Here is a 26,591-nt window from a genome sequence, read left to right as displayed (position 1 = left end):
GACAGGAGAAAAATGAGAAGAACCTTATCCGCCTTGCTGCTGTTAGCGGCATTTGTCTTTCAATCCTTAGCCCAGGCACCGGTTGTCCGCGTAACATCAGCCGAACGCAAGATCGCCGAGGGCGTGACCGCCAAGCAGATCAGCGAATATCTGCATTTCGTCGCGTCAGACGAGATGGAGGGCCGCGACACGCCGTCGCGGGGCCTCGACCTGACAGCGAAATTCATCGCGATGAACCTGAGCCGATGGGGCTTTAAGCCCGCGGGCGATAACGGTACTTTTTTTCAGAAGATCGCTCTGCGAAGCGAGGTGGTCGATCCGGCCGCTAACACGCTATCGATCGGCGGCCAGCCGCTGAAGTATTTTCAGGATTTTTACCGAACGAGTGGAAATACGACCGTTGACGCCCCGCTCGTCTATGTGCGGCATGGCTGGATGGTCAAGGCCAAGGGCATCGACGCCTACGAAGGCGTTGATGTCAAAGGCAAGATCGTCGTCATTTACGGCGAAGGACGGTCACGGCCGGATCGTCCCACGAACCCGCCAAAGGGCGTGACCGACGACGACCTAAATGGCGTCAAAGGCACGGATTGGGCCGATCCGATCACGTATGCCGAGGCGCATGGCGCTGTCGGTATGATCCTTATCGCATCACCCCAGATACAGGGATTTTGGCCCCAGCTTCGCAACTTTATCGGCCGCGGCTCTACATTTCCGGAGAAACTTCGCGATACGCCAACCAATAAAGCTGGTCTGCCGTCGATGCTCGTTTCAGCGTCGGTCGCCGACACGATCTTTTCCGGAGAGACTGCCGGAAAGGACTCGGCGACCTCGTTCGCGCTGAACAAGACCGCATCGATGACAACGGCCGGGAAGGTCGAAACGAAATGGACGCAGAATGTCGCCGCCGTCTGGGAGGGCCGCGACCCTAAGTTAAAGGACGAGATGGTGGCGATCGGCGCGCATTACGACCACGTCGGGATCAATCCCAACGTGCCCGGCGACGATAAGATCTTTAACGGTGCTGATGATGACGGCTCCGGAACGACGGCCGTGCTGAGCATTGCCGAGGCCCTTGCTAAGACTCGGCTCAGGCCGAGACGGTCAATTTTGTTTGTTTGGCATTGCGGCGAGGAAAAAGGCTTGTGGGGCAGCGAATACTTTAATAAGTTTCCGACAGTCGATATTAAACAGGTCGTCGCTCAGCTGAATGTTGATATGATCGGCCGCAGCAAGAAGCCCGGCGACACTAATCCGAAGAACAAGGACCTCTCAGGTGAAAGCGAGATCTACGTGATCGGCAAAGACATGATGAGTTCGGCCCTGGGCACGGTCGTTGACCAAACGAACAAGTCGTATCTGGGGCTCGGCTACAACACGCGCTACGACGACCCGAAGGATCCCGAACGGTTCTTTTTCCGCTCGGACCATTTTAACTATGCGCTGAACGGAATTCCTGTGACATTTTGGTTTGACGGCGTTCACGAGGACTATCACGGCGTCGGCGATCACGCTGACAAGATCGATTACCAGAAAATGGAAAAGGTCACGCGGACCATTCTGCTCACATTATGGGAGCTCGCCGATCTCAAGCAGCGTCCTGCGGTGGACAAAACGCTTCCGCCGGAATTGACCGAACGTTAAGCGGCGTCAACTGACCGACAAGAGGCCGGCGGCGGTTACGCTGCCGGCTTTTTATTTTTCGCGCTTCCCGGGCTTGACCAGCATCTGACGATAGGCTTCGGACTTGCTCAGACCAAACTCTTTCGCGACCTTCTTGAGTGCCGTCTTTGGATCAAGCCCCTCTTTCTCCAAGGCTCTGATCCGTTTTGCGAGCGACTTAGGTTCACCCTGCACGACACGCTCCGCCTTCTGCCGATCGATCAACAGGACGATCTCGCCCTTGACCTTGCTGTCGGCATAACGCGTCGCGAGCTGAGACAGCGATCCGCGGACGACCTCTTCATGCATTTTTGTAAGTTCACGGGCGATGACGGCCCGGCGGTCGCCGAGGACATCGGCACAATCTACGAGCGATCTGGCCAATCGATGAGGAGCTTCGTAGAAGATCAGCGTCGCCGGCAATTCGCTGACAGCCTCGAGACGTTTGCGGCGTTCAGACCGTTTTGACGGCAGGAACCCGCCGAAGAACAGCGAATCCGTGGCAAGCCCCGAAACCACAGCCGCACTAACGAACGCCGCCGGGCCCGGTACGGCAATAACTGAGGCCCCGATCTCGATCGCACGCCCGACGATGCGAAAACCAGGGTCGTTTATGCCGGGCGTGCCTGCGTCCGAAACGACGGCTATCGAGGCACCCGCGAGCAAACGGTCGGCAAGCTCCTCGGCACGCTCGTGCTCATTGTGTTCGTGGTAACTGACCATGCGGTTCGAGATACGCAGGTGGTTCAGTAGATTGCCCGTGCGCCGCGTATCTTCGCATGCGATCAGATCTACGGTGCGCGGACGTCGAGAGCTCGCAGGGTAATATCCTGCAGATTGCCGATAGGCGTCGCGACGAGGTAAAGCGTTCCGGGCACGGGACTAGGTTAGTTTTATTTACGACAACTCGCAATCCGGACAGCGGCCAGGCAAACAAAAAGGCCCGTATCTCGCGACACGGGCCAAAACGAAAATTGGGAGGTCTATCAGATCAGAACGGCCACCAGTTCGGCAGGTTATTGTTCCCGTTGTTACGGCCGTTGCCCCATCCACCGTTGCGGCGGCCACGATTGTTGTTGTAGCCGTACGCGTTCCCGAGCGTATTCAGGTCATACTGGATCGAGTTCCAAAGCTGGCTCAGGTTACCGTTCAGCCTGAGCCGGGCCATCTGTCGATCGACCTGCCGGCCGAGGTCGAGTACGCGGCGGATCTCGCCATTATTCTGGCGATTTCTGCCCGAATTCAGTTGATCGACGGCGTTGTCAAAATCGCGAACGGTATCCATGATGCGGTCCTCGCGATCGGTTCCGTCATAACGGCTGCGGTCGAGCGAACGGTCCATCTGGCGTTCAAATTGGCTGGACTTTCTCTTGAGGTCTCTGATCGTGGAGCTCAAATTGCCATAGCCGCCGTACTGGCCGTTACCATAACCGCCATTGCCCCAGCCGCCGTATTGTCCGTTGCCATAGCGGCCATTGCGGTTGTAATCGTCGTCGTCATTACGCCACTGTGCCGAAGCGATGGCCGGCAAGCTCAGGATCATCAAGGTAAATGCCATTAACCCGATAATTCTCTTAACTTTGTTCATTGTTTTCTCCCTTTTAGTAAAACTAGGCAATGATCTGGCCATTGCTCACCTGTCGTATGGCAAAGGGCGTGCCAAAGTGCTACTCGATCTCGCACTCAGAGCTAAAGCGTGTATTTAGAGCAGGTTACAATCCTATTGACCAGCCGACGGGCCGATAGTTCGTCACAAAGTCGGTCTGGCCTAGACCAAATGGTGAGTTAATGCGGCAGATGGTTTTTGGTGCTCCCGGCCAGGGCGTTCGCGGCACATATGCGGCCGCCTGAGACCGTGCGGCCCGAAAGGCCATTTAGCTTATCACCGCTCTCGAGGAGGCGCTCTCGAAGGGCCTTTACCGAGATACGCGGCTCATTGGCGATGATCAGGGCTGCGACGCCTGAGACATACGGCGTCGCCATCGAGGTGCCGGACGCTTCACGATAGCCGTTGTTGAGCCAGGTCGAGAGAATGTCCTTGCCCGGAGCGGCCACATGAACGGTCTTGCCGCCAAAATTTGAGAATGACGCGAGTGCGTCGTTGCGGTCGAGCGCCGCCACGCTGAGGACATTCGGCAGGTCGTAGTTGGACGGGAAATGGCCACGCTTGTCATTGTCCGAGCCATCGTTTCCGGCCGCGGCAACGAACAGGATGCCGGCATCGCCTGCCGCGCGGATCGTATCTTCGAGAGCCTTTGACCTCGAGCGCGAACCCCAGCTCGCGCTGATGACGCGGACGTTCACGCCCGCTTTCTTGCGGTCGATAGCGTAATTGATCGCCGCTATCGCATCGTCGGTCGAGCCAAAACCGCCGCGGCCGAGGAACTTGAGCGGCATGATCTTGACCTTCCAATTAATGCCCGTGACGCCGAGCCCATTGTCGCCCTCGGCACCGATGATGCCTGCGCAATGAGTGCCGTGGCCGTTGTCATCCATCGGGTCCGAGGCCTGGTCTGTGCCATTGTAGCCATGCAGATCGTTGAATTGCCCCAGTTCGTCATCGACATAAGCGGGCATATTTGACGGCCGCATCCACATATTTTCCCGCAGGTCCTCGTGCGTGTAATCGACGCCCGTGTCGAGCACTGCTACGACAACCTCTTCGCTGCCGGTCGTGGTCTGCCAGGCTTCTAACGCGTCAATGTCGGCGCGGCGCGTGCCGCCGTCGGCACCGGTGTTATTCAACGCCCACTGCTCGATGAACATCGGATCGTTCGGGCTGTTTTTGCCTGTCTCACGATGAACGAGGTCACGCGGGCTTTCCTTAACGATCGGATCGTCGAGCTTGATCCTGATATTTGGCTCGGCGTAGGCTACCAGATCATCCATGGCGGCATACTGCCGGGCAACCTCCGCAGCATCTGCGTTATCCAGGTCGTCGATAACTGTCAATCCGGCAACGGATTCGATCTCGTCATTGAGCCGGTCATTATTTGCTGATGCGACAGCGCGAATGCGATCAAGCGTAACGCCCGGCTTGAAACGCACCAGCACCTCCGGGACACCGGTTTTCCTCGCCGGTAGAGCCTTGGTCTGTGGCGGCGTCGGCACCGCCAGGGTCGCACGCCAACGTTCGATCTGGCCAAGCACGGCTGCGAATACAACCAAAACCACCGCCAGCGTGACGTGTATCCAAATATTATTGCGATTCATGATACTGCTCCCGAAAGTTCAGCGTAAACTCTTATTCTACGACGTAATTTGCGCCCTCAAAGTTGTGCAGCCGAAGCTGATATTTATCGCCCCGATACTCAAACTTCCGCCCGGCTGCTTCGAGGCCGATCTGCCAACCGCTCGATATCATCTGTGCCGCCATCTCATCCGCCGCAGGGGCACCGAGCGATGCGTCGGGAAAGTCTTTATCGGTAACGCCGGCCAGTGTCACCTCGGTGGCCCCAATACCTAAACGCGCGGCGAGGTCATTTTTTGCACGTTCGACGGCAGATTCGCGGGTAAAATTCATAGCTTGATCTTGCGTTTGTTTACGAACTTGAGTCAACGAAAGTTCGCCGCCGGGAGAGGTTTCTGGTTATTTCGACGATCGCCGGGACGATGAACGTAGCACACGCGACGCCTAGGATCAGACCTGTAAAAAAACGCGACGCTTGCGTATTCTCCCAAATTCCAAAGAAAGTGAGCGACCAGTCGATGCCGATGGGAATGAGAGCGAGGAAGAGCCAAACCTTTGGTAGCGGTTCGATCTCGTCAATGCGGCGCCACAGCGGATAAATGACAAAGCCGAGCAGAATGCCAAAATAGACGCCGAAGCAGCGCGAGCAGACCGCGAACTGTTCGCCTGCGATATGAACGGAACGCTCAGGGATTTGGTGACAGAGAAAACGAAAGAATGTGTAAAGCGGCGAGGCGACGGCGTCGACGGCATTCGCTTTTGCGACCGGTGCCAAGACGATCAAGAGCACCCAGACCACGACCACTGAGAGACCGACGGCCCACGCCCGCCACGCCTGTCGGCGAAATCGGGACGAGATCTCGACCGGGATGTACTCGACAGGGCGCTGCACGCCTACTAACTTAACATTATCTAGGCCGCCCGTCTCACTCGGGCAGAAGGCCTGGACTTGTAGATGACCTGCAGGAGATGCGCGGCTCCGCCGCTCTATTTGCGGAGGAGCTTGCTCCTCCGAACATCTGTAAACTCAATCGCGGCTTGCCGCTGCCACGCGTTCGGTGGCGGCAAGCCGCGCAGACCACGGCGGACGAACGGAGCAGCAAGCTGCTCCGCAAATAGGGCGGCAAGCCGCGGGACTACTTTACAGCGCGGAGCTTCGGGCTGGCGGCCTCGCCTTCGATGCCCATGGAACGTTCGGTCTCAAGTATGTGCTGGGTTGTCTGGATGACCGTATCCGGGTTTAGTGAGATCGAGTTGATGCCTCGTTGAACGAGGAAGTCAGCGAACTCAGGATAATCGGACGGTGCCTGGCCGCAGATGCCGATCTTCTTGCCGTTTTGCACGGCCGCGTCAATCGCCATCGCGACCATCTTCTCGACGGCGCCGTTCCGTTCGTCAAACAGGTGTGCGACCATCTCGCTGTCGCGGTCGAGTCCGAGGGCAAGCTGAGTGAGGTCATTAGAGCCTATCGAGTAGCCGTCAAAGACCTTGAGAAATTCATCGGCAAAAACGACGTTCGACGGCAGTTCGCACATCGCATATATCTCAAGCTCGTTCTCGCCCTGGACGAGGCCATACTCGGCCATCAGTGCGATCACCTTTTCGCCCTCCTCGACCGTTCGGCAGAATGGGATCATCGGCTTGATATTGGTCAGGCCCATATCCTCGCGGGCCCGGAGCAGCGCCTGGCATTCAAGCTTAAAGCCTGCACGATAGCGGTCGTCGTAATATCGCGACGCGCCGCGGAATCCGATCATCGGATTTTCTTCCTCGGGCTCAAACTCGCCGCCGCCAATGAGCATTGCATACTCGTTCGATTTGAAATCCGACATGCGGACGATCACCGGTTTCGGATAGAACGCTGCCGCGATCCGGCCGACGCCTTCGGCCAGGCTCCGGACAAAGAACTCTTTCGGATCCTCTTCGAGGATGCGTTCAGCGATCAGATCGATGGTCCTGCGGTCGCGAAGATTGGGATAATTCACTAACGCCATCGGATGAATGCCTATGTGGTTGTTGATGATGAATTCGAGCCTCGCGAGGCCGACGCCGTCGTTTGGCAGCCGCGAAACGGCGAAGGCGTTGTCGGGATCGCCTACATTCATCATTATCTGCGTCCGTGGAGCACCGTGTCGTCGATCCTCTGCTTTTCGACCTTAAAGTCGATCTTGCCGTAATAGATGTTGCCCCGCTCGCCCTCGGCACACGAGACGGTTACCGGAGCCCCATTCTTGATCTGCTCAGTCGCGTTGCCGGTGCCGACGATACACGGAATGCCGAGTTCGCGGCTGATGATCGCGCTGTGACACGTCCGGCCGCCGCGGTCGGTGACGATGGCTGACGCTCGCTTCATTATGGGTTCCCACGCCGGATCGGTCATCGAGGTCACGAGGATCTCACCTTCCTGAAACGTGTTGAGCTTAGACGGATCGAGCAGGACGTGCGCCGTGCCGTGGCCGATCTTCTCGCCGACCGCTACGCCGGATGCGAGAGGTGCACCGTGTGTGCCGGTCAGCTTGTATTTTTCAATAAAATTATCTTTTCGCTGAGCATGGACGGTCTCAGGACGAGCCTGGAGAATAAAGAGCTCACCGGTGATGCCGTCCTTCGCCCATTCGATATCCATCGGCTGCGAATGGCCGGCACGCTTTGAATAATGGTCCTCGATGGCGCAAGCCCACTGGGCAAGCTGCAGCACCTCAAAGCCCGCGAGGCAGAAACGCTTTCGCTGGCTCTCGACAACGTCGCGCACCGCAGTGCCCACGCCGTCGTCGTTAAAGACCATCTTGACCTCTTTCACGCCCAGCTTTCGCGTGACGATCGGGCGGAAGCCCAGCTACGCACCATCGGCTGGATACCGATCGACAACGCCACATCAAAATGGTCAAAGCCCTTTGCGGTGCGATACGAGATAGCACGATCTGTCCACAGGCTGGCATAGCACTGGTGGCACGCCTCGATAAGGCGGGCCTCGCCACGGACGTTGAGGATCGTGTCCTGCTGGCCTGCAAAGGATGCGTCCGGCAGGTCTTCGGCCGTGGCGGACGAGCGCACCGCAACCTCACAGTTCTTCTTACCGGAACGCTTGCCCAGGCGGTGGTACGACTCGATTATTGCCGCCTCGACATCCTTTGGAAAGGGCGTCTCGAGCATCAGCCGCCGGGCTTCCGCTCCGACACGCGCAAGCTCATCGAGATCGTTGATATCGAGACCCTTGAGCAGGGCCTTTAGACGCTTTCGCAGATCATTGGTCTCGAGCAGCAGATTGTAAGCATGGCTCGTCGTCGAAAAGCCGTCAACGGCCCGCACACCCTGCGTCGTCAGCTCACGAAACAATTCACCGAGGCTCGCGCACTTGCCTCCAACGAGCGCGACATCATCGGCGCTCACCTCTGAGAGGTCCAGAACGTATGGTTTTGCTTCTGCCATATTGTCAGGCCGCGGCCGCGGCAAATTCAGCTTTTGCGGTATAATATTCTTCCGGAAGGTCGCCGGTATCCTCGCGGACGAACCGCATTTGTTTCGGCTTGAGCGTTGCGATCAGCTCCCGCCGGCTTTTGGTCTGCATCGGTTTGCCTATGTAGATCTTACCGGCATTTGCCAAGCGTTTTTCGCTCATCATGCCGGAGAACATCATCAACGGATATGTAAAATTCGGACCGTTGAGACGCCGCAGCTTGTAGAGCCACATACCGATCGAACCGATCCGCCACGCCGTCGGCCCCCACCAACTATACTGTCCCGGCCGCAGGTTCATCTTCCAGCACTTCATCATGAGCTGCCACTGCAACGGGGTGAGTTGGCGCGTCTGTGTGACGCCGCGTTCCATCTCCATACGCGTGTCATGCAGCGGCGTGAAGATCGACGGTATTAAAAACGCAAAAAGCCCGCGGCGTTCCATTTCATAGATAAGGTCGAGCGTAGCCATGTTGTCCTCGTCCGTCTCCTCCGGATTGCCGACGATCAGGGTCATCGCGGGGAACCAGTTGTTCTCATTAAGCACTCGCAGGCCCTCAAGCACAACGCTTGGCCAATCGTCAATTGCAAACGGCACAGCCTTCGACGTCATCACTTTCTTTGCCATCCGGACCGAACCGGTCTCGAGGCCGATAAGCGGAGCGAGGGCCTTCTTCTCCGGATGTGAGCTGAGATACGGGAAATGGATCGGGCTCTTGGGCAGCAACAGTCGTGAAAGCTCCCTGATCAGAACCGGATCGACCACGGACGGAGCGACCGTAGCATGGCTAAGGACGTGCTGCTCAACGCCCGGCGTGTTGACGACCTCACCGTAGAGGTCGAGCAGAGCTTCGCGGTTTGGAAAATAGAACGGTGTCTCCGTATGCACTTGGCCCCAGATGAACATATCCTCCGTCGCCAGGCTGATCTGTTTGTTGCCCTCGCGAACGTTAGCTCGGACAGCGTCCATGATCTTGTCCTTAGGAAGGTCGATCTGCGGATTCAGGTCAGGTAAGCAAAATTTACACCTGCGGCCGCAGCCCGTGGTCATCTCGACGACGCCAAATGTGGTCCGCGTGTCGGGAAAGAGGATCGCATCGCGATCCTGCGGATGCACGACCGTTACCTCTTTCGGCAGTTCTTCGCCATCGATCGCTTTGGCAAACAGGTCAAGCGTGTCCTGCGATTCACTGCGGCCCTCGACGATGCAATCTATGCCGAGCTCATCGTAAAGGTCCGTTTGAATGATCTGCCATCCGCCTGACCCGCCAACGATCACCTTGAAATTATCCCGATATGGGCTTGCCTTGATCTTTGCGAATAGCTGCCGCGAATAATATGAATTTATCGGCATCTTTGACGAGCCAAAGATCGAGGTATAAACGCCGGCCGCGAACGTTACACCGAGCGGATTGTGCGTTGAAACGGCAATGACGCGGGTCTTAGGCCCGACGAATCTATCGAGATCATCCGGATAGCATGCGACGATATCATCCTTTGAATAGACACGTTCGAGCGACCTCTCAACAAGTCGGACACCGGCAGGCATGTACCTGGCAGATCCGTCGGCGTAATGCTCGACCTCACGCCATTTAGGATACTTGCGGTTAATGATGCCTTCCATCCAGATCGGCAGAGAGGCCATTGCCATCTGGATGAAATACCCGGCGTGATCGATCGCTTCGGTAAGTGGTGCCGTCAGGACGATCAGCTTTCCGCCGACGCTAGGGGCGCGGTTGGAGCCAACTGCTCCGCCATAGGCAACGTCATCGTCGGCAACGTGCTCACCCATCTTGCCCTCAAATCCTTGCTAGAATCGAATCACCGCATCAGGCCCGCCCTCGACATGGACCGTATCCACGAATCGAATGCTCTTGCTGTCTGTCGTCATCACGACAGAATGTGTCCGTTTGCCCGACCCAAAGAAGCGGACACCGCGCAGCAGGGCGCCGTCAGTCACGCCCGTTGCCGCGAAGATGACCTTCTTGCCGGGAGCCAGATCATCGGTGTCATACACCTTGTTAGCGTCCGTAATGCCCATTTCCCGAAGCCGGGACATGACCTGCTCGACCGGCGGAACCTTTGATCGGTCAACGCCGAGCCGGTCGGGATCGAATACGAGCTTGGCCTGGATCTCGCCGTTCAGGCATTTCATCGCAGCGGCTGTGATGACGCCTTCGGGTGCGCCTCCGATGCCCATCAGGGCGTGGATATTCGTGCCCGCAACGGCCGCCGAGATGCCTGCGGAGAGGTCGCCGTCGGATATAAGCCGTATTCGTGCCCCCGAACCCCGCACCTCATCGATGAGCTGTTTGTGGCGCAACGGTCGAGCACGATCACCGTCAGATCGTCGATATCGCGGCCGAGGCGTCGGGCGATGTTCTTGAGGTTGTCCTCAACGGGAGCCTCGATATCGACGGCGCCGCGGCACGAGGGGCCCACGACGATCTTGTCCATGTAGATGTCCGGCGCATAGAGCAGGCCCCCGCGCTCGGCGGCCGCGAGGACAGCTATCGCATTGTTTGCACCGAGCGCGCACAGATTTGTGCCCTCGAGCGGATCGACCGCTATGTCAACCTCGGGGAAATCGGCTCTTGACTCCTCAGAAAAGATGCCGCCGCCGACCTCTTCACCGATGTAGAGCATCGGGGCCTCGTCGCGTTCGCCCTCGCCAATGACGATGCGGCCGCGCATCGGGACGGTATCCATTACCTCGCGCATGGCCTCGACGGCCACATGGTCGGAATACTTCCGGTCGCCCTGGCCCATCGTCTTGGCGGATTCGATGGCCGCGGCCTCAGTTACACGCAGAAAATCAAGTGAAAGGTCTCGTTCAGCTTTGATGGTTTTCATCGGACTCCGTGACAATAGAAAATTTTTGATTTTTTGAGCAAACTGAGGGTAGTTTACCACTTGTTAACAGGTTGCGGAAGCCCGACCCGCAGTGAGGGTGAAATACCTGACGTGAGCGTGTCACCCTTGCTCACGCTGGGCTTCTGCAAGGTGATTTGACATCGCAGGCCGTGAATATTACGGTTTTAATTTATTGTAACTCCTCGAGAGGAAGCCCTAATGACCTACATAGTCACCACACCCTGCATTGACTGCAAATACACTGACTGCGCCGCCGTCTGCCCGGTCGAGGCCTTTCACGAAACTCCGGACCGGCTGTTGATCAATCCCGATAACTGCATCGATTGCGATGCCTGCCTGCCGGAGTGCCCCGTAGAGGCGATCTTTTCGGACATGTCCTATCCACCCGAATACGCGGAATGGCTCGATAAAAATGCCGAGGCTGAAAATTATCCGATCATCTCAACCAAGGTCCCGGCACTGATGGGCCCAAAATGCGAGGGCCCGCCCGAATAAGGAAGGAAGCCGCAACCACGCTTATGAAAGTAGCTATTAGCCGTAAGCTATTAGCTACTTTGTCAACCTGCCGCAGAAAAACATTGCAAAACGGAACACGAGAGTGTTTAGATGTATAGTTATCGCATCAACCTGGCAGTTCTCAGGGTCGAATGTCTATGTTCGATACGACAACTAACACCACCGGCAGCAGACCGCAAACGAACGTCGACTGGCGGATGAAAGTGCTCGTCCTGTTTGGGACGAGGCCTGAGGCGATAAAGCTGGCGCCCGTCATACACGCATTGCGATGGAAATTCTTCCAGACGATCGTGGTCTGCTCGAGCCAGCATAAGGGGCTGCTGCAGCCATTCCTCGAGAGCCTCGCGATCGATGTTGACTTCGACCTCGGCGTGATGAAGCGCAATCAGACGCCGACCGAGGTCTGTTCGCGCGTCATGGCAAAGCTCGACAAGATCATCGCTGCGGAACAGCCGGATCTGATCCTCGTGCAGGGCGATACAACCACGACGCTTGCGGGCGCACTTGCGGGATTCTACCGGCGCATACCGGTAGGCCATGTCGAGGCCAGGTAACGGTCGGGTAACCTGATGAGCCCGTTTCCTGAGAAATGAACCGGCGCGTCGTATCACAGATCGCGGCGTTCCACTTTGCCGCAACCGAAAAGAACCGGCGAAATCTGCTCGACGAGGGCGTGACGACGGAAAAGATTTACGTAACGGGTAATCCTGTTGTTGATGCGCTCAAGCATATGCTCAAGTATCTCAAGGTCTCGCCGGAGATCGCAGGCCTGATCGATCAAACCAAGGGCCTCAAACGCCTGCTGCTCACGACGCATCGCCGCGAGAGCTTTGGCGAGACCATGACCGCGAATCTCAAGGTCATTCGCGACTTTGTCGATAGCCACAAGGACGTCTGCCGGTTCTTTCCCGTCCACCCCAAATCCCAATGTGAAAGGCGTCGCCAAGGAGATACTCGGCCGCCGCGAACGCATCCATCTGCTGGAGCCGCTCGACTATTCGGACTTTCTGGCAATAATGAAGGCCTCCTGGCTGATCGTTTCCGATTCAGGCGGAGTTCAGGAGGAAGCTCCGAGCCTCGGCAAGCCGCTCCTCGTGCTTCGCGAGAATACCGAAAGGCCCGAGGCGATACGGGCGGGTGTCGCAAAGCTGGCAGGCACCAGCCCCGGAACGCTAAAGCAGATGCTCGACGAGAATCACGCAGTGGACAGCTGGATCAGATCGGTCAAGGAGGTCGCCAACCCGTTTGGCGACGGGCGTTCGGCCCAGCGGATCGTAAAGATCATCGAGGAAAACTTGCCACCAAGACCGGCGGTCCGTTACTCGCAGCAAACACTTTTTTAGGATTTTTCCCAATTATACCTTTTCTTACCCTGGCCCGCCAAGTTAAGGCCGCGCAAAGAGGGTTATTCAACCTCTCGTCACGATCCGACTATGACGATCGAGACAAACCCCGACGACACCTGCTCACCGTCCTGGTCGAGGACTATTTCCACGTTGGAGCGTTTGAGAACCCTCATCCAGCAGCGAAACTGGTCCATTTTTGAACCGCGATACGAGCAGAACACGCTCAAAACGCTCGACTTGCTCGACCGGTACGATACACGGGCAACGTTCTTTGTGCTCGGCTGGATCGCAGAACATAACCCCGCACTTGTGCGAGATCGCGACCGCGGCCACGAGGTCGCCAGCCGCGGATACTATCATCGAAGCCCGCGAAATCTGACGCCAAACGAGTTTCGCGAGGACCTCCGACGAACCGAACGCGGTCATCGAGGACGCAACCGGCCAGAAAGTGATCGGCTACCGCGCCGCTGAGAAACTCGCATTCGATAAGAGCGGCTGGGTGCTCGACACGCTGGCCAGCGAAGGATTTATTTACGACGCGTCATTCCTGCCCACATCCAAGACCGAAAAAGCGAAGCGCTTCGCCCATCAGATCGACACAGGCGATGGCACGATATGGGAGTTTCCCTATTCAGCCGCCGACCTTGGTGTCGGGATGTTGCCGATCTCAGGCGGCAACTACCTCAGGCAACTGCCTTACACGCTTATGCGCAAAGCGGTCAGGAACTGGCACAACAGTCAGGATGACCCGTTTGTCTTTTATTTCCATGTATGGGAGCTCGACCCTGAACAGCCTCGGATATCGGCAGCGACAAGACTCAACCGCATCCGCCATTATCGCAAGCTCGACAAGATGGAATGGATAGTCGCAGAAAATCTCGCCCTTTATGATTGCAGCGGCGTAGCTGACTATCTTGGCGTCAAGGAAGACATTCGTTCGACGACAGTGCCCACGGCCTCGCTGACAACAGCCGTCGAAGCTGAGGTGTGCGCACCGCGCGAACTGAGGCCCGTTTCGATCGTCATTCCGTGCTACAACGAGCAGGAATCCTTGCCCTACCTTGCAAAAACGCTCACGTCTGTCGAAAAGCGGCTGAATAAGATCGGATTTAGGTCGGAGCTGATCTTTGTCGATGACAACAGCCAGGACGACACGGTCAACGTAATGCATTCGCTCTTTGGAGAGCGGGAGAATGTCACGATCGTTCAGCACGAGACCAATAAGGGCGTCGCCGGCGGCATCATGACCGGCATCCGCGCGGCCAAGACCGAGTTCGTCTGCGCGATCGACTGCGATTGCACATTTGACCCGCACGAACTCGCCCGGATGATTCCGCTGATGACGGATGACGTCGATATGGTGACGGCCTCGCCGTATCACAAGGACGGCGGCGTACAGAACGTGCCCGGCTGGCGGCTTCTGCTCTCAAAGGGTGCATCCGTTCTCTACCGCCGCGTACTGCGCACCAAGATCGCCTCCTACACAGCCTGTTTCCGCGTATATCGCCGCAGTGCGATGGTCAACGTAAATCCAACGGCCCCGGGCTTTCACGGCGTTCCCGAGATGCTCGGGCTGCTCGATCTGGAAGGCGGCAAGATCGTTGAATTTCCCACCGTTCTGGCCGTTCGGCTCTTTGGTGCCTCGAAAATGAACACGCTCAAAACGATCGTCGGCACCGTCAAGCTGCTTTCTCGGCTTGCAATGCTCCGCATCTTTGGGAAATCCGCTCCGATTGAACCTTCTTTAACCCCAGCAGAGCTAAGCCCGGCCTCGGACAAGCTCCGCAAATAAAAACTCCGGCAGATGTGCCGATCGAACGGGGTAAGCCGGCATATCGTTTTGATATGCGGTCCACACCGCGACGGCCTCCATCAGATCCGGCTTACTCAAAAATGCAAAAAGGATCGCAATCGTCGGCTCGGGTTTTCTCGGCATGACGCTGGCAATGCGTTACGCAGACGCGGGGGCGGACGTAACTCTCTTTGAATCCGCGCCCGAGATCGGCGGCCTCGCCTCGGTCTGGGAGATCGGCGGCATCGTCTGGGACAAGCATTATCATGTAATCCTTGCGTCTGACCGGCACACGCGAAACCTTATCGAAGAGATCGGGCTCGGCGATGAACTGCGATGGATCGAGACGAAAACGGGTTTCTATACCGACGGCGAACTGCTGTCAATGTCGAACACGGAAGGTTTCTCACATTTCCCGCTATCGGCCTGATCGACAGGCTGCGCCTCGGGGGCAACGATCTTTTATGCGTCGAAAGTAAAGAATTGGCGACGGCTTGAGAGACTATCGGTCGAGAAGTGGCTGACACGCTGGTCGGGCCGTAAGACGTTCGAAAAGATCTGGAAGCCGCTCCTCAAAGCCAAGCTCGGCGACGCTTACAAGGAAACAGCCGCATCATTCATCTGGGCATCGATCCAGCGAATGTACTCAGCCCGCAACTCGGGCATGAAGCGCGAAATGTTCGGTTACGTTCGCGGCGGCTATGCCCGCGTGCTCGAGCGCTTTGGCGAAGTCCTGCTCGATAAGGGTGTCGAGATACGGCTTAACTCGCGCGTCGAATCGATAGAACGGCTCGCAAGCGGCAAGGTTCGCATTTCAACAAAAGCCGCCCGGCGTAATGGCGACGTAAAGCCCAATATCGTCCGGCAGCCGACAAAATATGCAAATTTCCAGGCCGCAGCGGCTGTCGCTCCCGGATTCTCAGGGGCGTTTATCGCGGAACCGCAGATGAACATCGGCGCGGTCGTGCGCTTTCCCGATGATCGTTCGGTCACGGAATATGACCGCGTCATCATGACCTGCCCGTCAAACACCGCCGAAAAGGTGCTCGAGGGCCTCGACCCTGTGGAAAGGCGCAAACTTCGCAGCATCCGATATCAGGGCATCGTCTGCGCTTCGGTAATGCTGAAGCGTTCGCTATCGGACTATTATGTTACCAATATTACCGACGACACGCCGTTCACGGGCATTATCGAGATGTCGCGATCGTCGATAAAGAAGAATTCAACCGTAACGCGCTCGTCTACCTGCCGAGGTATATCGCGCCTGACCACGAGTTGTTTGACAGGACCGACGACGAGATCGAGGAGTATTTCCTCGACGCGCTTGGGCAGATGTATCCGCACTTTGACCGTTCGGACGTCGTTGCCTTCAAGATCTCTCGTGTTCGTCAGGTCTTCCCGATCCCGGTCGTTGATTATTCGACACGGTTGGCTGAAATGAGTCATCGGTGGACGGCGTGCACATCGTGAATTCGTCGCATATCGTCAATGGAACGCTGAATATCAATGAGACAGTGCAACTCGCCGAGCGTTTTTTCCGCGACGACACTAACCTGAACCAATGAAGCAGATCGCGAGCCTATCACTCGACCTCGATAATCAGTGGTCTTATATGAAGACGCACGGTGATGCGGGCTGGGAATCGTTCCCATCATATCTCGATATTGCGGTGCCGCGAATTCTCGCGTTCCTGAAAGAACGCGGTCTTAGAGGCGGCCTTGGAGAGTGTTTGCGATGCGGCCGGTGGGATTTCGCGGGCCAGGCTTTAGCCTGTCTCCAACTGTCATTGACGTTCTCGGAACTCGCGGATATGAGTATGACTGCTCGACTCTGCCGACCTATTTTGCTCCGGTCGCTCGTGCCCATTTACTTTCTGAGGTCTCCGTCGATGAAGCGCCGACGAACGCGAAAAGCTCAAGAAACTGTTTGGCAAGTTCTCAGACGGCTTTCAGACGCTGAAGCCGCACCTTGTCGGGGCAGCAGGACGAAACATGGTCGAGATACCGGTCACCACATTTCCCGTAGTTAAAACGCCCGTCCACGCGACGTATCTACACTACCTTTCCGCGTTCTCCGGTCCGCTAGCGAAAGCATATTGGAGATCGGCTCTTGCCGCATGCAATCTGACCGACGTTCAGCCATCGATGCTGCTGCACCCGCTCGATTTTCTGAGCGGCGATGACGTTCCGGAACTCAAGTTCTTTCCCGGAATGAACGTGCCAACGAACCGAAAACTCGAACTCATGGATAGCGTGATCGCGTCTTACGCAGCGAAGTTCGAAATTGTCAATATGCGCGAGCACGCCGACTGCTTTCGCAAGAACGCTCTCGCCGCGGTTCCGCAGACCGAGGTTGTGCTGTAAGGTTCGGTTGTGTTTGAAATGGAACGCCTTTCAAACCTCCTTCGCGCCGACCGGTACTCGACGACCGGTTTCCTCCTCTGCCTCGGCTTTCTCTTTCTTGTAACCGCCTCGTTTCACGCGCGGCCCGTTCCATTTGGCAACGAGTTCATTTATCTAATGCGGCTGGCGCCCTACGCGCCGGCGAACGACTGGTCATTTGCCCACGCCGCGGACGAACATTGGCTCTTTAACTTCATTTTCAGTATCCCGCAAAGCTCGTCCCGCTCGAAGTCATGGGCTGGGCCGGACGGATCTCTCGTCTGGATACTCTGCCTCACAGGACTGATCCGGCTCGGTCAGAACTGGGAAGGTCCCATATTGGTCGATCGCCTTTGCGGTCTCGTTTTGGTTGGCCATAGGCCAGGCCGTCGTCAATGCGGAGTGGATGATCGGCAGCTTTGAAGCTAAGACGGTCGCTTACGCATGCCTGCTGTTCGCCCTGAACGATATTGCAGGTAGAAAGCTGACGCGCGGATCGATACTGCTTGGACTCTCATTCAGTTTCCATCCCGCAGTCGGCCTCTGGGTCATTCCGGCGGTCGGCATCGCTCTGCTTGCCGAACGTGTGGCATTGCGCGACGCAGCCAAGGTGGCCGGCCTCACGCTGCTCTTCGCATTGCCCGGCATCATCCCACTGATCGGTGACCGACTGGAAGCGCAGCCTGCGAGCTACGCAGATTGGCAGTTCATCGTCCTCAAGCACATGCCCTTTCATTTCGACCCGTTCTATTTCTCGACGCTAGGAATGGCCGTTTTGGGGCTAATGCTGATCTTCAACATTATTGCGCTGCGAGGTTCTGAAAGGTTCGAATTGCGTTTCCTGCGCAGTTTTCAGATCGCAATTGCAGGCTTCTTTTTCCTTGGGATCCTATTGAGGGCATTCGAATTCTACCCATTGCTGAGTCTCATGCCGATGCGGCTGTTCCCGATACTGACGCCGCTATTCTTTATCTTCTCGGCGGTCTATTTTGTTCGGAAGCTGAATGGCCTGGCGAAGAAAGCCGTCGCCCTCGCTTGTGTCCTCGTCATTCTCGGCCTTCTCGAGCCGTTTGATGAGGGAATCGGACGACTACGCGAGTTAAAGGCGAGTTGGATCGCCAAACCCACCGACCTCGATGTCTCATTGAAGTGGATCGCAGCCAACACGCCGCCCGATACGGTCATTCTCGCGGCTCCGCTGGGCCGGAATTCTGGTATCTTTCACAACGCTCGCAGCCCGTCTCGTACATGTACCCAAGGTATGACCGCTTGTCAGAATGGCGGGCACGGATCGCTGACCTGATCGCAAACGCACCGATCACCGACCGGGCGAGTTCGAGCAAGGAGATCGAAACGGCATTTGCCAATCTATCGGCCGCGCAGATCGAGGAATTGCAGCAAAAGTATGCGACGGCGTATCTCGTTAGCACTACGGACTATTCCTTCCCGGTCGCATTTCGGACCGACACCTACAAGGTCTATCAGCTGCCGCAAGCTCACCAGTGATAGTTCCCAAATAACTGCATGCCGAGGGCCTGAGCAAAAATGAGCGTTGCGAGCTGCCTGCGCTCCTGCGCACCTGCATCCGAGTCCTGAAGATAATAAGCGACCGGGAACAGCAAAAAAGGATATAGGAACATGCACGCCCGGGCCGTCTCGCCCGTCCGAAACGCCCCCGACGCGAGCATTGCCCCAAACGTCCCGCATCCTAGAAGTGTGAGGATGAGGTGAGGCCGTTCGCGCAAGTTTGTAAGACCTCGAAAGAATAGGATCAGAAGAAGCGGCCCGAGGAAAAAGACTATCTCGGCTATGTCCTCGATCCGAGTGAAGAGATAGTTCACAGGCTCGACAAGGAGCATGAACCCACGCGGATTCTCAAAGGCCGACGCCGTCCTAAATGCCCGCACTGCGTCATAGCCGGTGAACCAAGACAACAAAACGTGGAATGCAATAACGCCGCAGACCAGAACGGCTGAACGCTTCAGGCTGCGTTTTACGAGCAGTTCAAAACCAACCAATACCGGAAGAATGAACAGGCTGACAAACGTCATAAAGAACGAGGTCGATACCAACGCCGTTGCTGCAGCTATCGAGCCGCGCGATCGGCAAAGCAAAGAAATACAGCGCCGCGATCAATATCGACGCGATCAGGGCGTCAGCGTCGCAAGATAATAGATCTGTATGACAGGAAGAAATGCAAAAAGCGCCGCGACATAGCGGGCCGTATCGTCATCGACCGCGGCGGCCATCAAGCGGTGGACAAAATACAGGCTCACGGGAAGGGCGATCAGCATTATTGTGATCGCGATAAGAGCGGGATCGCCGAGGATACTGTCTAACGCGTAAAAAGTGAGCACCGCTCCCGGCGGATGTGTGTGGCTATGCCGATGGAGCGTCGGCTGCAGGTCATTAAAGCGTGCGAGAAAGTCCATCACTCCGGTGAGCTTGATCGCGTCGTGATAGTATTCCTGTCCTTCGAGCGAATACGGCACCAGGACGCCCGTCTGCGCATCACCCGCAATGGGTGCATAGAACCCGACCGCAACACCGTGAATAAAACTCAGCCCCGCGATCAACAGGACGGCGGATGCGATAACGATCCGCAGTTCGTAGCGACGGGCCTCAAGTAGTCGCAGGACTATGAAAAAAGACAGCCGCAACCGCCGCGGCTACGACGACATCGCGCATCGTCGGCATGCGGATGTTCATGATGCTGATCGGCCAGTAGTACGAGCAATCAAAGGCGATCAGATCGGTGCAAACATAACGCAGCGACCGCTGAATGGCGACAGTGATTGCCAAAAAAATGGCGCCGATACCGGCGACCTGCCGCCATGTAAACAGTTTCGAGGAGAGGCTTATCATTAGAGGCTTCGTTGCAGTATATAGTGAAACACGTCTCGCGGTTTGCAAAAAGCCGGGCGAATTCATCTTATCGCACCTGACCGCTCGTCCCTGATTGGATTATCATTGACCTAAAATGCCGGACAGAACCGCTAGAGCAGGCACGGGTGCATTTCTTCTCATACTGCTCCATTTGCTGATTGCTCTTCCACTCGCTTTTTCGCTCAATATCTGGGCAGAGGAGGCGTCAACACTCTTTTCAACACAGCATGGATTGCTCTCAGCCATCCGTCACGCGGCAATAGACGAGCGTCAGCCGCCGCTATACTTCTGGGTCATGAGCCTGTGGAGGTCGATCGACGGATCGATATTCTTTGCACGCCTATTTTCAATCATTTGCAGCATAGTGGCGATCCGCGTGTTTGCCGGCACGGCCCGGCGCGTGTTCACACGCGAAGCAACGCTTCTCGCGACGGCCTTCTTTGCCCTTCATCCGGTGCTCGTCTGGGCGAGCACTGAGATACGCTCCTATTCGCTTGTGGTGCTGCTGTCGGTGATCTCGGTCAGGCTCTTCCTCGACATATTCCTGGAAAGTAATGGCCGGCGAAACGCACGCTGGCTATGGCTTGCATTCACGGCGGTCGTGGCGGCCTACACTAGCTACCATCTGCTTTACCTGTTTGCCGGCTTCCTTGCCGCCTTTTTCATTGCCGGCAAATGGGAGCAGGCGAAGCGGTACCTGCTAGTTCACGGCAGTCGCGGCCATTGCGTGCATTCCTCTGATATTCATCGTGAAGACGAAGGTCGGCGGCGGCAATTCCCGATCGGCCGGCTCTCTGATCGACGGCGTACAGGTCCTCTGGCAAGGGCTGTTAACATTCATTCTGCCCGCCGGGCTGTTTTCGTCGGTTGCGATCACGACGGTCTCGGCCGCACGTGCATGGATAGTCGTGGCCTGCTTCGGCGCGGTCATTCTTGGCGCAGTTCGTTGTTGGGATTCGATCTCTCGCCTAACGGCCGCCCTTGGCTCCGTCACGGGCGTCTCGGCGGCCATATTACTAGCGATGCACTTCGCCCTTGGGCCGTTTAGGACACCGAGCGAGGTCGCGTTCCTGTTTGTCCCGGTGCTCTTCTTTTCGCATCACTCCTGACCGACTTATTCAAGATGACCACCGAGCGAACTACGAGGCTCGTGTCCCTCGCTGCGGGCCTCCTCGTGCTGGCGTCATTCTCATACTCGCTGTTGAATCCTGCATCCCGCCGGTGTCAAACAGGGCGATTGGGCCCGAATCGGCGCTTCATCCAGGAAAACGAACGTCCGGGCCAGCCGATAGTGGTCTTTCCGATATTTGCCGCAATGGCCCTGCCATACCACTATCGCGGCCAGAATCAGATACTGCCGGCCGAGAATTTCTTCGAATTTGCCACTGGAGCATCAATAGGCTCGGCGGCAAGCGCCGTGAAAGAGATCGATCATGTCATCTCGCAAATACCGGACGACGCCGCTGATGTATGGCTCGCGACCGGCGAGGCCTGTCAGACGACGCAGGCCTGCGTCCCATTGGATAATTTCGTAATGGCAAATTACACTATTGTTATCGAAAAGGAATTTTATCTCGAGAAACTCTTTCTCTTGCGTAGAAGAACGCCATGATCGATCCCAAAACCACGAAGAAACCTCTTGCGCGATGCTCGGAATGCGACACCGAGGTCGAGTATTACAACACATTTCTCTCAGCCTCGAATAGGCCGTACATCGTTTGCTGGCGCTGCCTCGCCCGCGAGGAAAAAGGATTCTTTGCGAAACCTGACTTCCGTCGGGACTCACGTTGGGGCGTTATTCCCAGATAGATGGCCATCCGACCGATCACTGAATACCCGGCAGACGTTCTGGCCAGCCGCGGCGAGCCCGTGACCGAATTTGGCCCGGAGTTGGCAGAGTTGTGCCGCGATATGTTTGACACGATGTACGACGCCGAAGGCGTCGGCCTCGCGGCACCGCAGATCGGTTTGGGGCTGAGGTTGTTCGTAATGGATTGCGAGGGTGTGAAACTGATCGCCGCAAATCCGGAGAGATCATTGCAGTGGACGGAGAGCAGTCCGGCCAGGAAGGCTGCCTGTCGGTCAGGAAAGTGCCGGCCGTTGTCGTCAGGCCGCTGCGGGCAACTCTCAAGGCCCAAGACGCGAGCGGCAATTGGTTTGAACGCGAAGCCGAGGGCTATGCAGCACGGGCCTTTATGCACGAGACCGACCATTGTGACGGGCGATTGTTCATCGATCATCTAGCCAAGCTGCGGCGCGATATGGTGATAAAGAGATTCAAGAAAGAGAAGCGATGGGAATAATCGATGGCATCGGCCACCGACATACTCTTCATCTTAGCGGGTGGATCGCCCACCGAATGGTGCGTCCGGTCGTTTAGACATATTAGAAATGGAGGAATCAAAATGAAGAACATATTTTTTATGGCAGTGATGGGCTGCCTTGTGGCGTTTGGCGGTATTACGGCCGCGGCCCAATGCGACCGGAATACGGCGTCGCCGATCAGATGCGGATTCTATGACGAAGGATATCAGGACGGCGTTGACGACGGCCGGGCCAATCGCAGCGACGATTATCGCCGGTATCGAAATAAGTATTCAAGCGCAAACCAATACGAAGACTTCTATCGCCGAGGCTATTCTGCCGGCTACGACAGCGTAAGGCCGAGGGTAAGATGGACCGGTGCCCAGCGCAACGCCTACGACGCCGGCTACGAACAGGGACAGAATGACCGCCGTTATTCGCGGGGCGGCGAGAGCGGTGTCAGCGGACGATACGATGCAAGCATCGGTCTCTACTATCAGAAAGGCTATGACGACGGCTTCAATAATCGTCCTCGCCAATATGATGTCCCGATCGATAACAATCCGGGCTATCCGACGCCGGGCGGATCGACGGGGACCGCATCATGGCGTGGCCGCGTAGATGATCGCGTGAATCTGGTCATTCAGGGAGCAACGCTCAGAACGCAGACGATCAGCGGCAATCCAGCTAGCGTGCACTCTCAGAATATGAACGGCGTGCTGCCGCGCAGGGCGACGACGGTCTCTGCGATCAGGCGTGACGGGCGAGGCACGGTCTCGGTTATTCAGCAGCCGAATCGGGGCAACGACTACACGGCGATCGTGCAAATATATGACCGCAATGGCGGCTCTGATACGTACGGTGTCGAGATCAGTTGGTCCGGCACAGCCCAAAACGTCGAGGCCCTACCGCTCAGGAAGCGTCCGATGGCGCGGCCGGGTGGACCAGAGCGTGAACATCATCATCTCTGGCAACGATGTGCAGTCGCAGGACACGGCCGGCACGGGCCTCTCGAATGTCAGGTTTGATATCAACGGTTACCTTGCCCGACGGCCCGGCTCGGTCACCGTTCGCCGGCGTGATGGTCGAGGAACAGTAAATATTCTCCAGCAGCCGTCGTGGGAGAATGATTTCACGGCGATCGTCCAGATCTTTGATCCGAATGGCGGAGCTGACGACTACGACGTGGATATCAACTGGTAATTACCTCAAGGGGCCGGTCTCACCCCGGCCCTCACTTTCCCTTCTCAAATGACCTGCGATACACCGCAAGCCCCTTTTCGAGCACGGCTCGCTCACGCTCTGTCTGTATCGGAAAGGGATTCACGTCTATCCCTGTCTCCGCAAGACAACCGCTTGCCCGAAACAGGTCGAAGATCTCATCGGCCAGGAACTCGATATCCGTTTGGACAAAAACAGTTCCGCCCGGGGCCAGACGGCGGACAATCGCTCCTGTCATTTCGGCATTCACCATCCGCCGTTTTGCGTGTTTCTTTTTGAACCATGGATCAGGAAACTGGATCGCCACGGTCCGAAGCAGGCCGGCCGGTATCTCTTGCAGTAACTTATCGAGCCAAAGCATCGCGTTGCAAAAGACGTAATGGAGATTTGTCAGTCCGGCCTCAGCGGCAAGCCTGTTGGCTTCCGTGACCAGTGCTTCACGGATCTCGATGCCCAAATAGTTCCAGCTCGGCTCGGCCTGAGCCATTTGAAGCAAAAAACGGCCCCGCGCACATCCGAGGTCAAGAAAGATCGGCCTCATCGGATCGCCAAAAACCGACGCAAGCTCGATCGGCTCCGGACAACGTCGAAAATACGGCGCGAGAGGATTGACGTGTTGATGAACTCGGACTCGGCCCATTGGACTAGACAACCCTCAGGATCAGCAGCACGCTCATCAAGCACCCGGCGAGGTAAATGCCCATAGCCACAATCCCGGCCATCGAAACCAATGCTCCGGCCTCCCGAGGGTCAGTGTATTCGTCGGACGGTATCTGCACAATGCCATATGCGGCACCCGTGATAAGGCCGCCAATGTGTCCAAAATTGTCGATCACCTGAAATAGGACAAGGCCGAAAATGACGATAAAACCGATATTAATAAGCAGGCTCTTTCGAAATTCCGCCGAGATGAACCTCCGGCGGCGAAATGCATAGACTAGCAGATAGCTGACCAGCCCGACAATGCCGCCCGAAGCGCCGACCGATAGTCCGTCGGGAACAAAAATGAGGCTCAGGATACCGCCGCCGATAGCCGACAAAAGGAAGACGATGGCGAGGTGGGCGCGATTCGAGAGCATCTCGACGATCTTGCCAAAGCTATAGAACGCGTAACAGTTCATCGCGACGTGCATTACGCCGCCGTGGACCGTAGCGCCGGTGAGGATCCGCCAGTATTCATGGCCGATCAGAAACGCCGGCTTATCAAAGCCCGCCGCCATGATCGACGGCTCAAGGCCCGCAATGAACTGAACAGCTGCCACGCCCAGGATCGCGACGATCAGCACCGTCGTGTAGATCGGCGTCGGCTGGTACGCCTCCACAAATTCCTCATCGGCCGGCTCGTCCGGGCGAGGCTGTTCCTCTTGCTGATATGTGAATGCCATCGCGTGCGGGGCGTCACATTGCCAAGCCGCCGTCGGCCTGAATTACCTGGCCAGTGATATACGACGCCGAAGGCGACAAAAGAAAGCAGGCGATCGCAGCCACTTCCTCCACATTACCGAGCCGCCCGAGCGGGATCATCGTCAGGTATTTTTCGCGGTATTCCTCGTTCATCTCGGCTGCCATGTCGGTCTCGATGAGGCCGAGAGCGAGGGCGTTGACGGTTATCTTTCGGCTGGCGACCTCTTTGGCAAGCGATTTTGTCAGGCCGATCATGCCGGCCTTTGACGCGGAGTAATTCGATTGCCCGAGCATACCGACGACGCCGGAGATCGAAGTGATATTCAATATCGATCCGCCGCCCTCATTCCGCATCATCGGCCTCAGGACGGCTTTAGAAATTCCACGCGCCCTTGAGATTTGTATCGATAACGGCGTCCCAATCTTCCTCTTTCATTCGCAGGATCAACGTGTCGCGTGATTCCCGCGTTATTGACGAGATAATCGACCGTCCCAAACTCTTCTTCCACCTGCCCGACAAATTCCGCCGCCGCCTCGGTATTCGCGACATCACACTTGGCCGCGATAGCCTTCACACCGAGCTTCTCGACCTCAGCCCTCAAGACCTCAGCCTCATCCGCGCTCTTTGAATAGTTGAACGCGACGTTCGCCCCACGCCGCGCTAGTTCCAGCACGATCGCCTTTCCGATCCCGCGCGTGCCGCCGGTAACGATCGCGGCCTTTCCGTCAAACTGATTTTCGCTCATAGTTTCACCATATGCGCTTGATCCCGTAGAGATCAAAGTTCTTATCCGCACTCACCACCGGTAGTTTGGCGATCAGGGCTTGAGCGATTATCAAGCGATCAAAGGGGTCTTTGTGATGGAAGGGTAAACTTGCTACCTGCTTGTAATCCTCAAGACGGGGCGATACGATCTGAATATCGTTTTGCTCGACGTGATACGGAACAAAGTTGCCAAATGAATCGGGTAAAGGGCGCTTTCCAATGCTGACCTTGATCGCGATCTCCCAAATGCTCACCGAACTCATTTGAATACGGGCGGCCGATTCAAAACTTCACGCGCAGCGGCAGCGGTCAGCACCAAATCGTTGTTAATAAAATATAGAAAGGCGTTTGTGTCGGTGAGGACACAATTGATGTCGGCGTCCCCCGTCACGGTTGGTATTCCTCAAGGTCTTCCAGTGGCTCGTCGAAATCGGCCGGAATCGTCAATTGACCTTCGGCGCTTCCAGCCTTTCGGCGTAGCGTTGAAGGTCCGTTCTTACCATTCTCATCGTATAGAACAATGACACGAACGCGAGCGGGCGCATTTTCAGGAAGATCTTCATCCAAGACGATCTGAGAGTTAGCATTAGTGGTTCCCGTACGTTCAATAGCTGTCAGCATATAAAACCTCAGGTCGATTTTACACCAAAGATAATTCCTATGCGTTCAGCGCATAGCGCTGTATCGCGAACAGCTCATGAATTCCCTTCTCGGCCAACACCAGCATCGCGTCCATCTGCTCGCGTGAGAAAGGCTCGCGTTCGGCCGTTCCTTGCAGCTCGATGAATTTACC

Annotated in this window: 30 protein-coding genes and 5 pseudogenes; 18 read left to right on the top strand and 17 right to left on the bottom strand. The window is 56.6% G+C overall.

Going from position 1 to position 26,591, the window contains the following annotated elements; genetic code table 11:
- Positions 1 to 12 precede the first annotated feature (12 nt).
- Positions 13 to 1,644: a M28 family peptidase gene (locus IPM59_00175; protein ID MBK9214011.1), complete on the top strand. Its 1,632-nt coding sequence runs from the start codon at positions 13 to 15 to the stop codon at positions 1,642 to 1,644.
- A 51-nt stretch (positions 1,645 to 1,695) separates the two neighbouring features.
- On the opposite strand, the pseudogene rsmI reads toward IPM59_00175, so the two are convergent.
- The 5 genes and pseudogenes from rsmI to IPM59_00150 all read right to left on the bottom strand — a co-directional run bounded on the left by rsmI (position 1,696) and on the right by IPM59_00150 (position 5,744).
- A pseudogene (gene rsmI / locus IPM59_00170) lies at positions 1,696 to 2,540 on the bottom strand (16S rRNA (cytidine(1402)-2'-O)-methyltransferase).
- Positions 2,541 to 2,653: 113 nt separating this feature from the next.
- Positions 2,654 to 3,250 (bottom strand): hypothetical protein, encoded by a 597-nt coding sequence (locus IPM59_00165; protein MBK9214010.1) that lies wholly within the window; start codon positions 3,248 to 3,250, stop codon positions 2,654 to 2,656.
- A 197-nt stretch (positions 3,251 to 3,447) separates the two neighbouring features.
- Positions 3,448 to 4,875, bottom strand: a complete 1,428-nt coding sequence (locus IPM59_00160) for a S8 family serine peptidase (GenBank protein ID MBK9214009.1) — start codon at positions 4,873 to 4,875, stop codon at positions 3,448 to 3,450.
- 31 nt (positions 4,876 to 4,906) lie between these two features.
- Positions 4,907 to 5,185: a hypothetical protein gene (locus IPM59_00155; protein ID MBK9214008.1), complete on the bottom strand. Its 279-nt coding sequence runs from the start codon at positions 5,183 to 5,185 to the stop codon at positions 4,907 to 4,909.
- Positions 5,186 to 5,204: 19 nt separating this feature from the next.
- Positions 5,205 to 5,744, bottom strand: a complete 540-nt coding sequence (locus tag IPM59_00150; GenBank protein MBK9214007.1) for a DUF2085 domain-containing protein — start codon at positions 5,742 to 5,744, stop codon at positions 5,205 to 5,207.
- A gap of 77 nt (positions 5,745 to 5,821) precedes the next feature.
- Here IPM59_00150 and IPM59_00145 point away from each other — a divergent pair, with 77 nt between their 5' ends.
- Positions 5,822 to 5,971: a hypothetical protein gene (locus IPM59_00145; protein MBK9214006.1), complete on the top strand. Its 150-nt coding sequence runs from the start codon at positions 5,822 to 5,824 to the stop codon at positions 5,969 to 5,971.
- Positions 5,972 to 5,988: 17 nt separating this feature from the next.
- Here IPM59_00145 and ppsA read toward each other — a convergent pair.
- The 3 genes and pseudogenes from ppsA to glpX form a co-directional block, all read right to left on the bottom strand.
- Positions 5,989 to 8,281: pseudogene (gene ppsA, locus IPM59_00140) on the bottom strand (phosphoenolpyruvate synthase).
- A 4-nt stretch (positions 8,282 to 8,285) separates the two neighbouring features.
- Positions 8,286 to 10,100 carry a radical SAM protein gene (locus tag IPM59_00135; GenBank protein MBK9214005.1) on the bottom strand — a complete coding sequence of 605 codons (1,815 nt, stop codon included), beginning with the start codon at positions 10,098 to 10,100 and terminating at the stop codon, positions 8,286 to 8,288.
- A gap of 18 nt (positions 10,101 to 10,118) precedes the next feature.
- Positions 10,119 to 11,161, bottom strand: a pseudogene (glpX, locus tag IPM59_00130) (class II fructose-bisphosphatase).
- Between the two features lie 219 nt (positions 11,162 to 11,380).
- Between glpX and IPM59_00125 the strand changes: the two are divergent.
- From IPM59_00125 to IPM59_00080, 10 genes and pseudogenes are all read left to right on the top strand, one after another.
- A complete protein-coding gene (locus IPM59_00125; GenBank protein MBK9214004.1) occupies positions 11,381 to 11,677 on the top strand; it encodes a ferredoxin family protein in 297 nt (98 codons plus the stop codon).
- Positions 11,678 to 11,940: 263 nt separating this feature from the next.
- Positions 11,941 to 13,041, top strand: a pseudogene (wecB, locus tag IPM59_00120) (UDP-N-acetylglucosamine 2-epimerase (non-hydrolyzing)).
- Positions 13,042 to 13,131: 90 nt separating this feature from the next.
- Positions 13,132 to 13,515 (top strand): polysaccharide deacetylase family protein, encoded by a 384-nt coding sequence (locus IPM59_00115; GenBank protein ID MBK9214003.1) that lies wholly within the window; start codon positions 13,132 to 13,134, stop codon positions 13,513 to 13,515.
- Positions 13,493 to 14,836, top strand: a complete 1,344-nt coding sequence (locus tag IPM59_00110) for a glycosyltransferase (protein MBK9214002.1) — start codon at positions 13,493 to 13,495, stop codon at positions 14,834 to 14,836. The genes IPM59_00115 and IPM59_00110 overlap by 23 nt, the downstream gene beginning before the upstream one ends.
- Before the next feature lie 154 nt (positions 14,837 to 14,990).
- Positions 14,991 to 15,266: an FAD-dependent oxidoreductase gene (locus IPM59_00105; protein MBK9214001.1), complete on the top strand. Its 276-nt coding sequence runs from the start codon at positions 14,991 to 14,993 to the stop codon at positions 15,264 to 15,266.
- Between the two features lie 210 nt (positions 15,267 to 15,476).
- Positions 15,477 to 16,277 (top strand): FAD-dependent oxidoreductase, encoded by an 801-nt coding sequence (locus tag IPM59_00100; protein ID MBK9214000.1) that lies wholly within the window; start codon positions 15,477 to 15,479, stop codon positions 16,275 to 16,277.
- Positions 16,278 to 16,827: 550 nt separating this feature from the next.
- Positions 16,828 to 17,199 carry a hypothetical protein gene (locus IPM59_00095; GenBank protein ID MBK9213999.1) on the top strand — a complete coding sequence of 124 codons (372 nt, stop codon included), beginning with the start codon at positions 16,828 to 16,830 and terminating at the stop codon, positions 17,197 to 17,199.
- A gap of 18 nt (positions 17,200 to 17,217) precedes the next feature.
- Complete coding sequence (locus tag IPM59_00090) at positions 17,218 to 17,640, top strand: hypothetical protein (GenBank protein MBK9213998.1); 423 nt, start codon at positions 17,218 to 17,220, stop codon at positions 17,638 to 17,640.
- A complete protein-coding gene (locus IPM59_00085; GenBank protein ID MBK9213997.1) occupies positions 17,624 to 18,520 on the top strand; it encodes a hypothetical protein in 897 nt (298 codons plus the stop codon). The genes IPM59_00090 and IPM59_00085 overlap by 17 nt, the downstream gene beginning before the upstream one ends.
- Complete coding sequence (locus IPM59_00080) at positions 18,487 to 18,723, top strand: hypothetical protein (protein MBK9213996.1); 237 nt, start codon at positions 18,487 to 18,489, stop codon at positions 18,721 to 18,723. The genes IPM59_00085 and IPM59_00080 overlap by 34 nt, the downstream gene beginning before the upstream one ends.
- On the opposite strand, the gene IPM59_00075 is transcribed toward IPM59_00080, so the two are convergent.
- Genes IPM59_00075 through IPM59_00065 form a run of 3 tightly spaced genes read right to left on the bottom strand, consistent with a single transcriptional unit; the run spans position 18,714 to position 20,082 of the window.
- A complete protein-coding gene (locus IPM59_00075; protein MBK9213995.1) occupies positions 18,714 to 19,331 on the bottom strand; it encodes a hypothetical protein in 618 nt (205 codons plus the stop codon). The genes IPM59_00080 and IPM59_00075 overlap by 10 nt on opposite strands.
- Positions 19,332 to 19,364: 33 nt before the next feature.
- Positions 19,365 to 19,877, bottom strand: coding sequence for a hypothetical protein (locus tag IPM59_00070; protein MBK9213994.1), 513 nt, complete (start codon positions 19,875 to 19,877; stop codon positions 19,365 to 19,367).
- A complete protein-coding gene (locus tag IPM59_00065) occupies positions 19,840 to 20,082 on the bottom strand; it encodes a hypothetical protein (GenBank protein MBK9213993.1) in 243 nt (80 codons plus the stop codon). The genes IPM59_00070 and IPM59_00065 overlap by 38 nt, the downstream gene beginning before the upstream one ends.
- A 115-nt stretch (positions 20,083 to 20,197) precedes the next feature.
- Here IPM59_00065 and IPM59_00060 point away from each other — a divergent pair, with 115 nt between their 5' ends.
- From IPM59_00060 to IPM59_00035, 6 genes are all read left to right on the top strand, one after another.
- Positions 20,198 to 21,151 carry a glycosyltransferase family 39 protein gene (locus IPM59_00060; GenBank protein MBK9213992.1) on the top strand — a complete coding sequence of 318 codons (954 nt, stop codon included), beginning with the start codon at positions 20,198 to 20,200 and terminating at the stop codon, positions 21,149 to 21,151.
- Between the two features lie 75 nt (positions 21,152 to 21,226).
- Complete coding sequence (locus tag IPM59_00055) at positions 21,227 to 21,715, top strand: hypothetical protein (protein ID MBK9213991.1); 489 nt, start codon at positions 21,227 to 21,229, stop codon at positions 21,713 to 21,715.
- Positions 21,712 to 21,912, top strand: coding sequence for a hypothetical protein (locus tag IPM59_00050; protein ID MBK9213990.1), 201 nt, complete (start codon positions 21,712 to 21,714; stop codon positions 21,910 to 21,912). Before IPM59_00055 ends, IPM59_00050 begins: the two co-directional genes overlap by 4 nt.
- A complete protein-coding gene (locus IPM59_00045) occupies positions 21,913 to 22,347 on the top strand; it encodes a peptide deformylase (protein MBK9213989.1) in 435 nt (144 codons plus the stop codon).
- Positions 22,348 to 22,508: 161 nt separating this feature from the next.
- Positions 22,509 to 23,435, top strand: a complete 927-nt coding sequence (locus IPM59_00040; GenBank protein ID MBK9213988.1) for a hypothetical protein — start codon at positions 22,509 to 22,511, stop codon at positions 23,433 to 23,435.
- Positions 23,386 to 23,610, top strand: coding sequence for a hypothetical protein (locus tag IPM59_00035; protein ID MBK9213987.1), 225 nt, complete (start codon positions 23,386 to 23,388; stop codon positions 23,608 to 23,610). Before IPM59_00040 ends, IPM59_00035 begins: the two co-directional genes overlap by 50 nt.
- A gap of 31 nt (positions 23,611 to 23,641) precedes the next feature.
- On the opposite strand, the gene trmB is transcribed toward IPM59_00035, so the two are convergent.
- The 6 genes and pseudogenes from trmB to rph all read right to left on the bottom strand — a co-directional run.
- A complete protein-coding gene (gene trmB / locus IPM59_00030; protein ID MBK9213986.1) occupies positions 23,642 to 24,268 on the bottom strand; it encodes a tRNA (guanosine(46)-N7)-methyltransferase TrmB in 627 nt (208 codons plus the stop codon).
- Between the two features lie 4 nt (positions 24,269 to 24,272).
- On the bottom strand, positions 24,273 to 25,013 hold the full coding sequence (locus IPM59_00025) for a rhomboid family intramembrane serine protease (GenBank protein ID MBK9213985.1): 741 nt from the start codon (positions 25,011 to 25,013) through the stop codon (positions 24,273 to 24,275).
- A 13-nt stretch (positions 25,014 to 25,026) separates the two neighbouring features.
- Positions 25,027 to 25,778, bottom strand: a pseudogene (gene fabG, locus IPM59_00020) (3-oxoacyl-[acyl-carrier-protein] reductase).
- A gap of 4 nt (positions 25,779 to 25,782) precedes the next feature.
- Positions 25,783 to 26,061, bottom strand: coding sequence for a type II toxin-antitoxin system VapC family toxin (locus tag IPM59_00015; protein ID MBK9213984.1), 279 nt, complete (start codon positions 26,059 to 26,061; stop codon positions 25,783 to 25,785).
- Between the two features lie 124 nt (positions 26,062 to 26,185).
- On the bottom strand, positions 26,186 to 26,419 hold the full coding sequence (locus IPM59_00010; GenBank protein ID MBK9213983.1) for a DUF2281 domain-containing protein: 234 nt from the start codon (positions 26,417 to 26,419) through the stop codon (positions 26,186 to 26,188).
- Positions 26,420 to 26,456: 37 nt separating this feature from the next.
- Positions 26,457 to 26,591: ribonuclease PH (gene rph, locus IPM59_00005; GenBank protein MBK9213982.1), on the bottom strand; the 135-nt coding region annotated here is incomplete at its 5' end.

Source organism: Chloracidobacterium sp., assembly GCA_016715795.1.
Classification (GTDB): domain Bacteria; phylum Acidobacteriota; class Blastocatellia; order Pyrinomonadales; family Pyrinomonadaceae; genus OLB17.
Note: the sequence above shows the minus strand (reverse complement) of the source record. Positions and strands in the feature narration are given on the sequence as shown.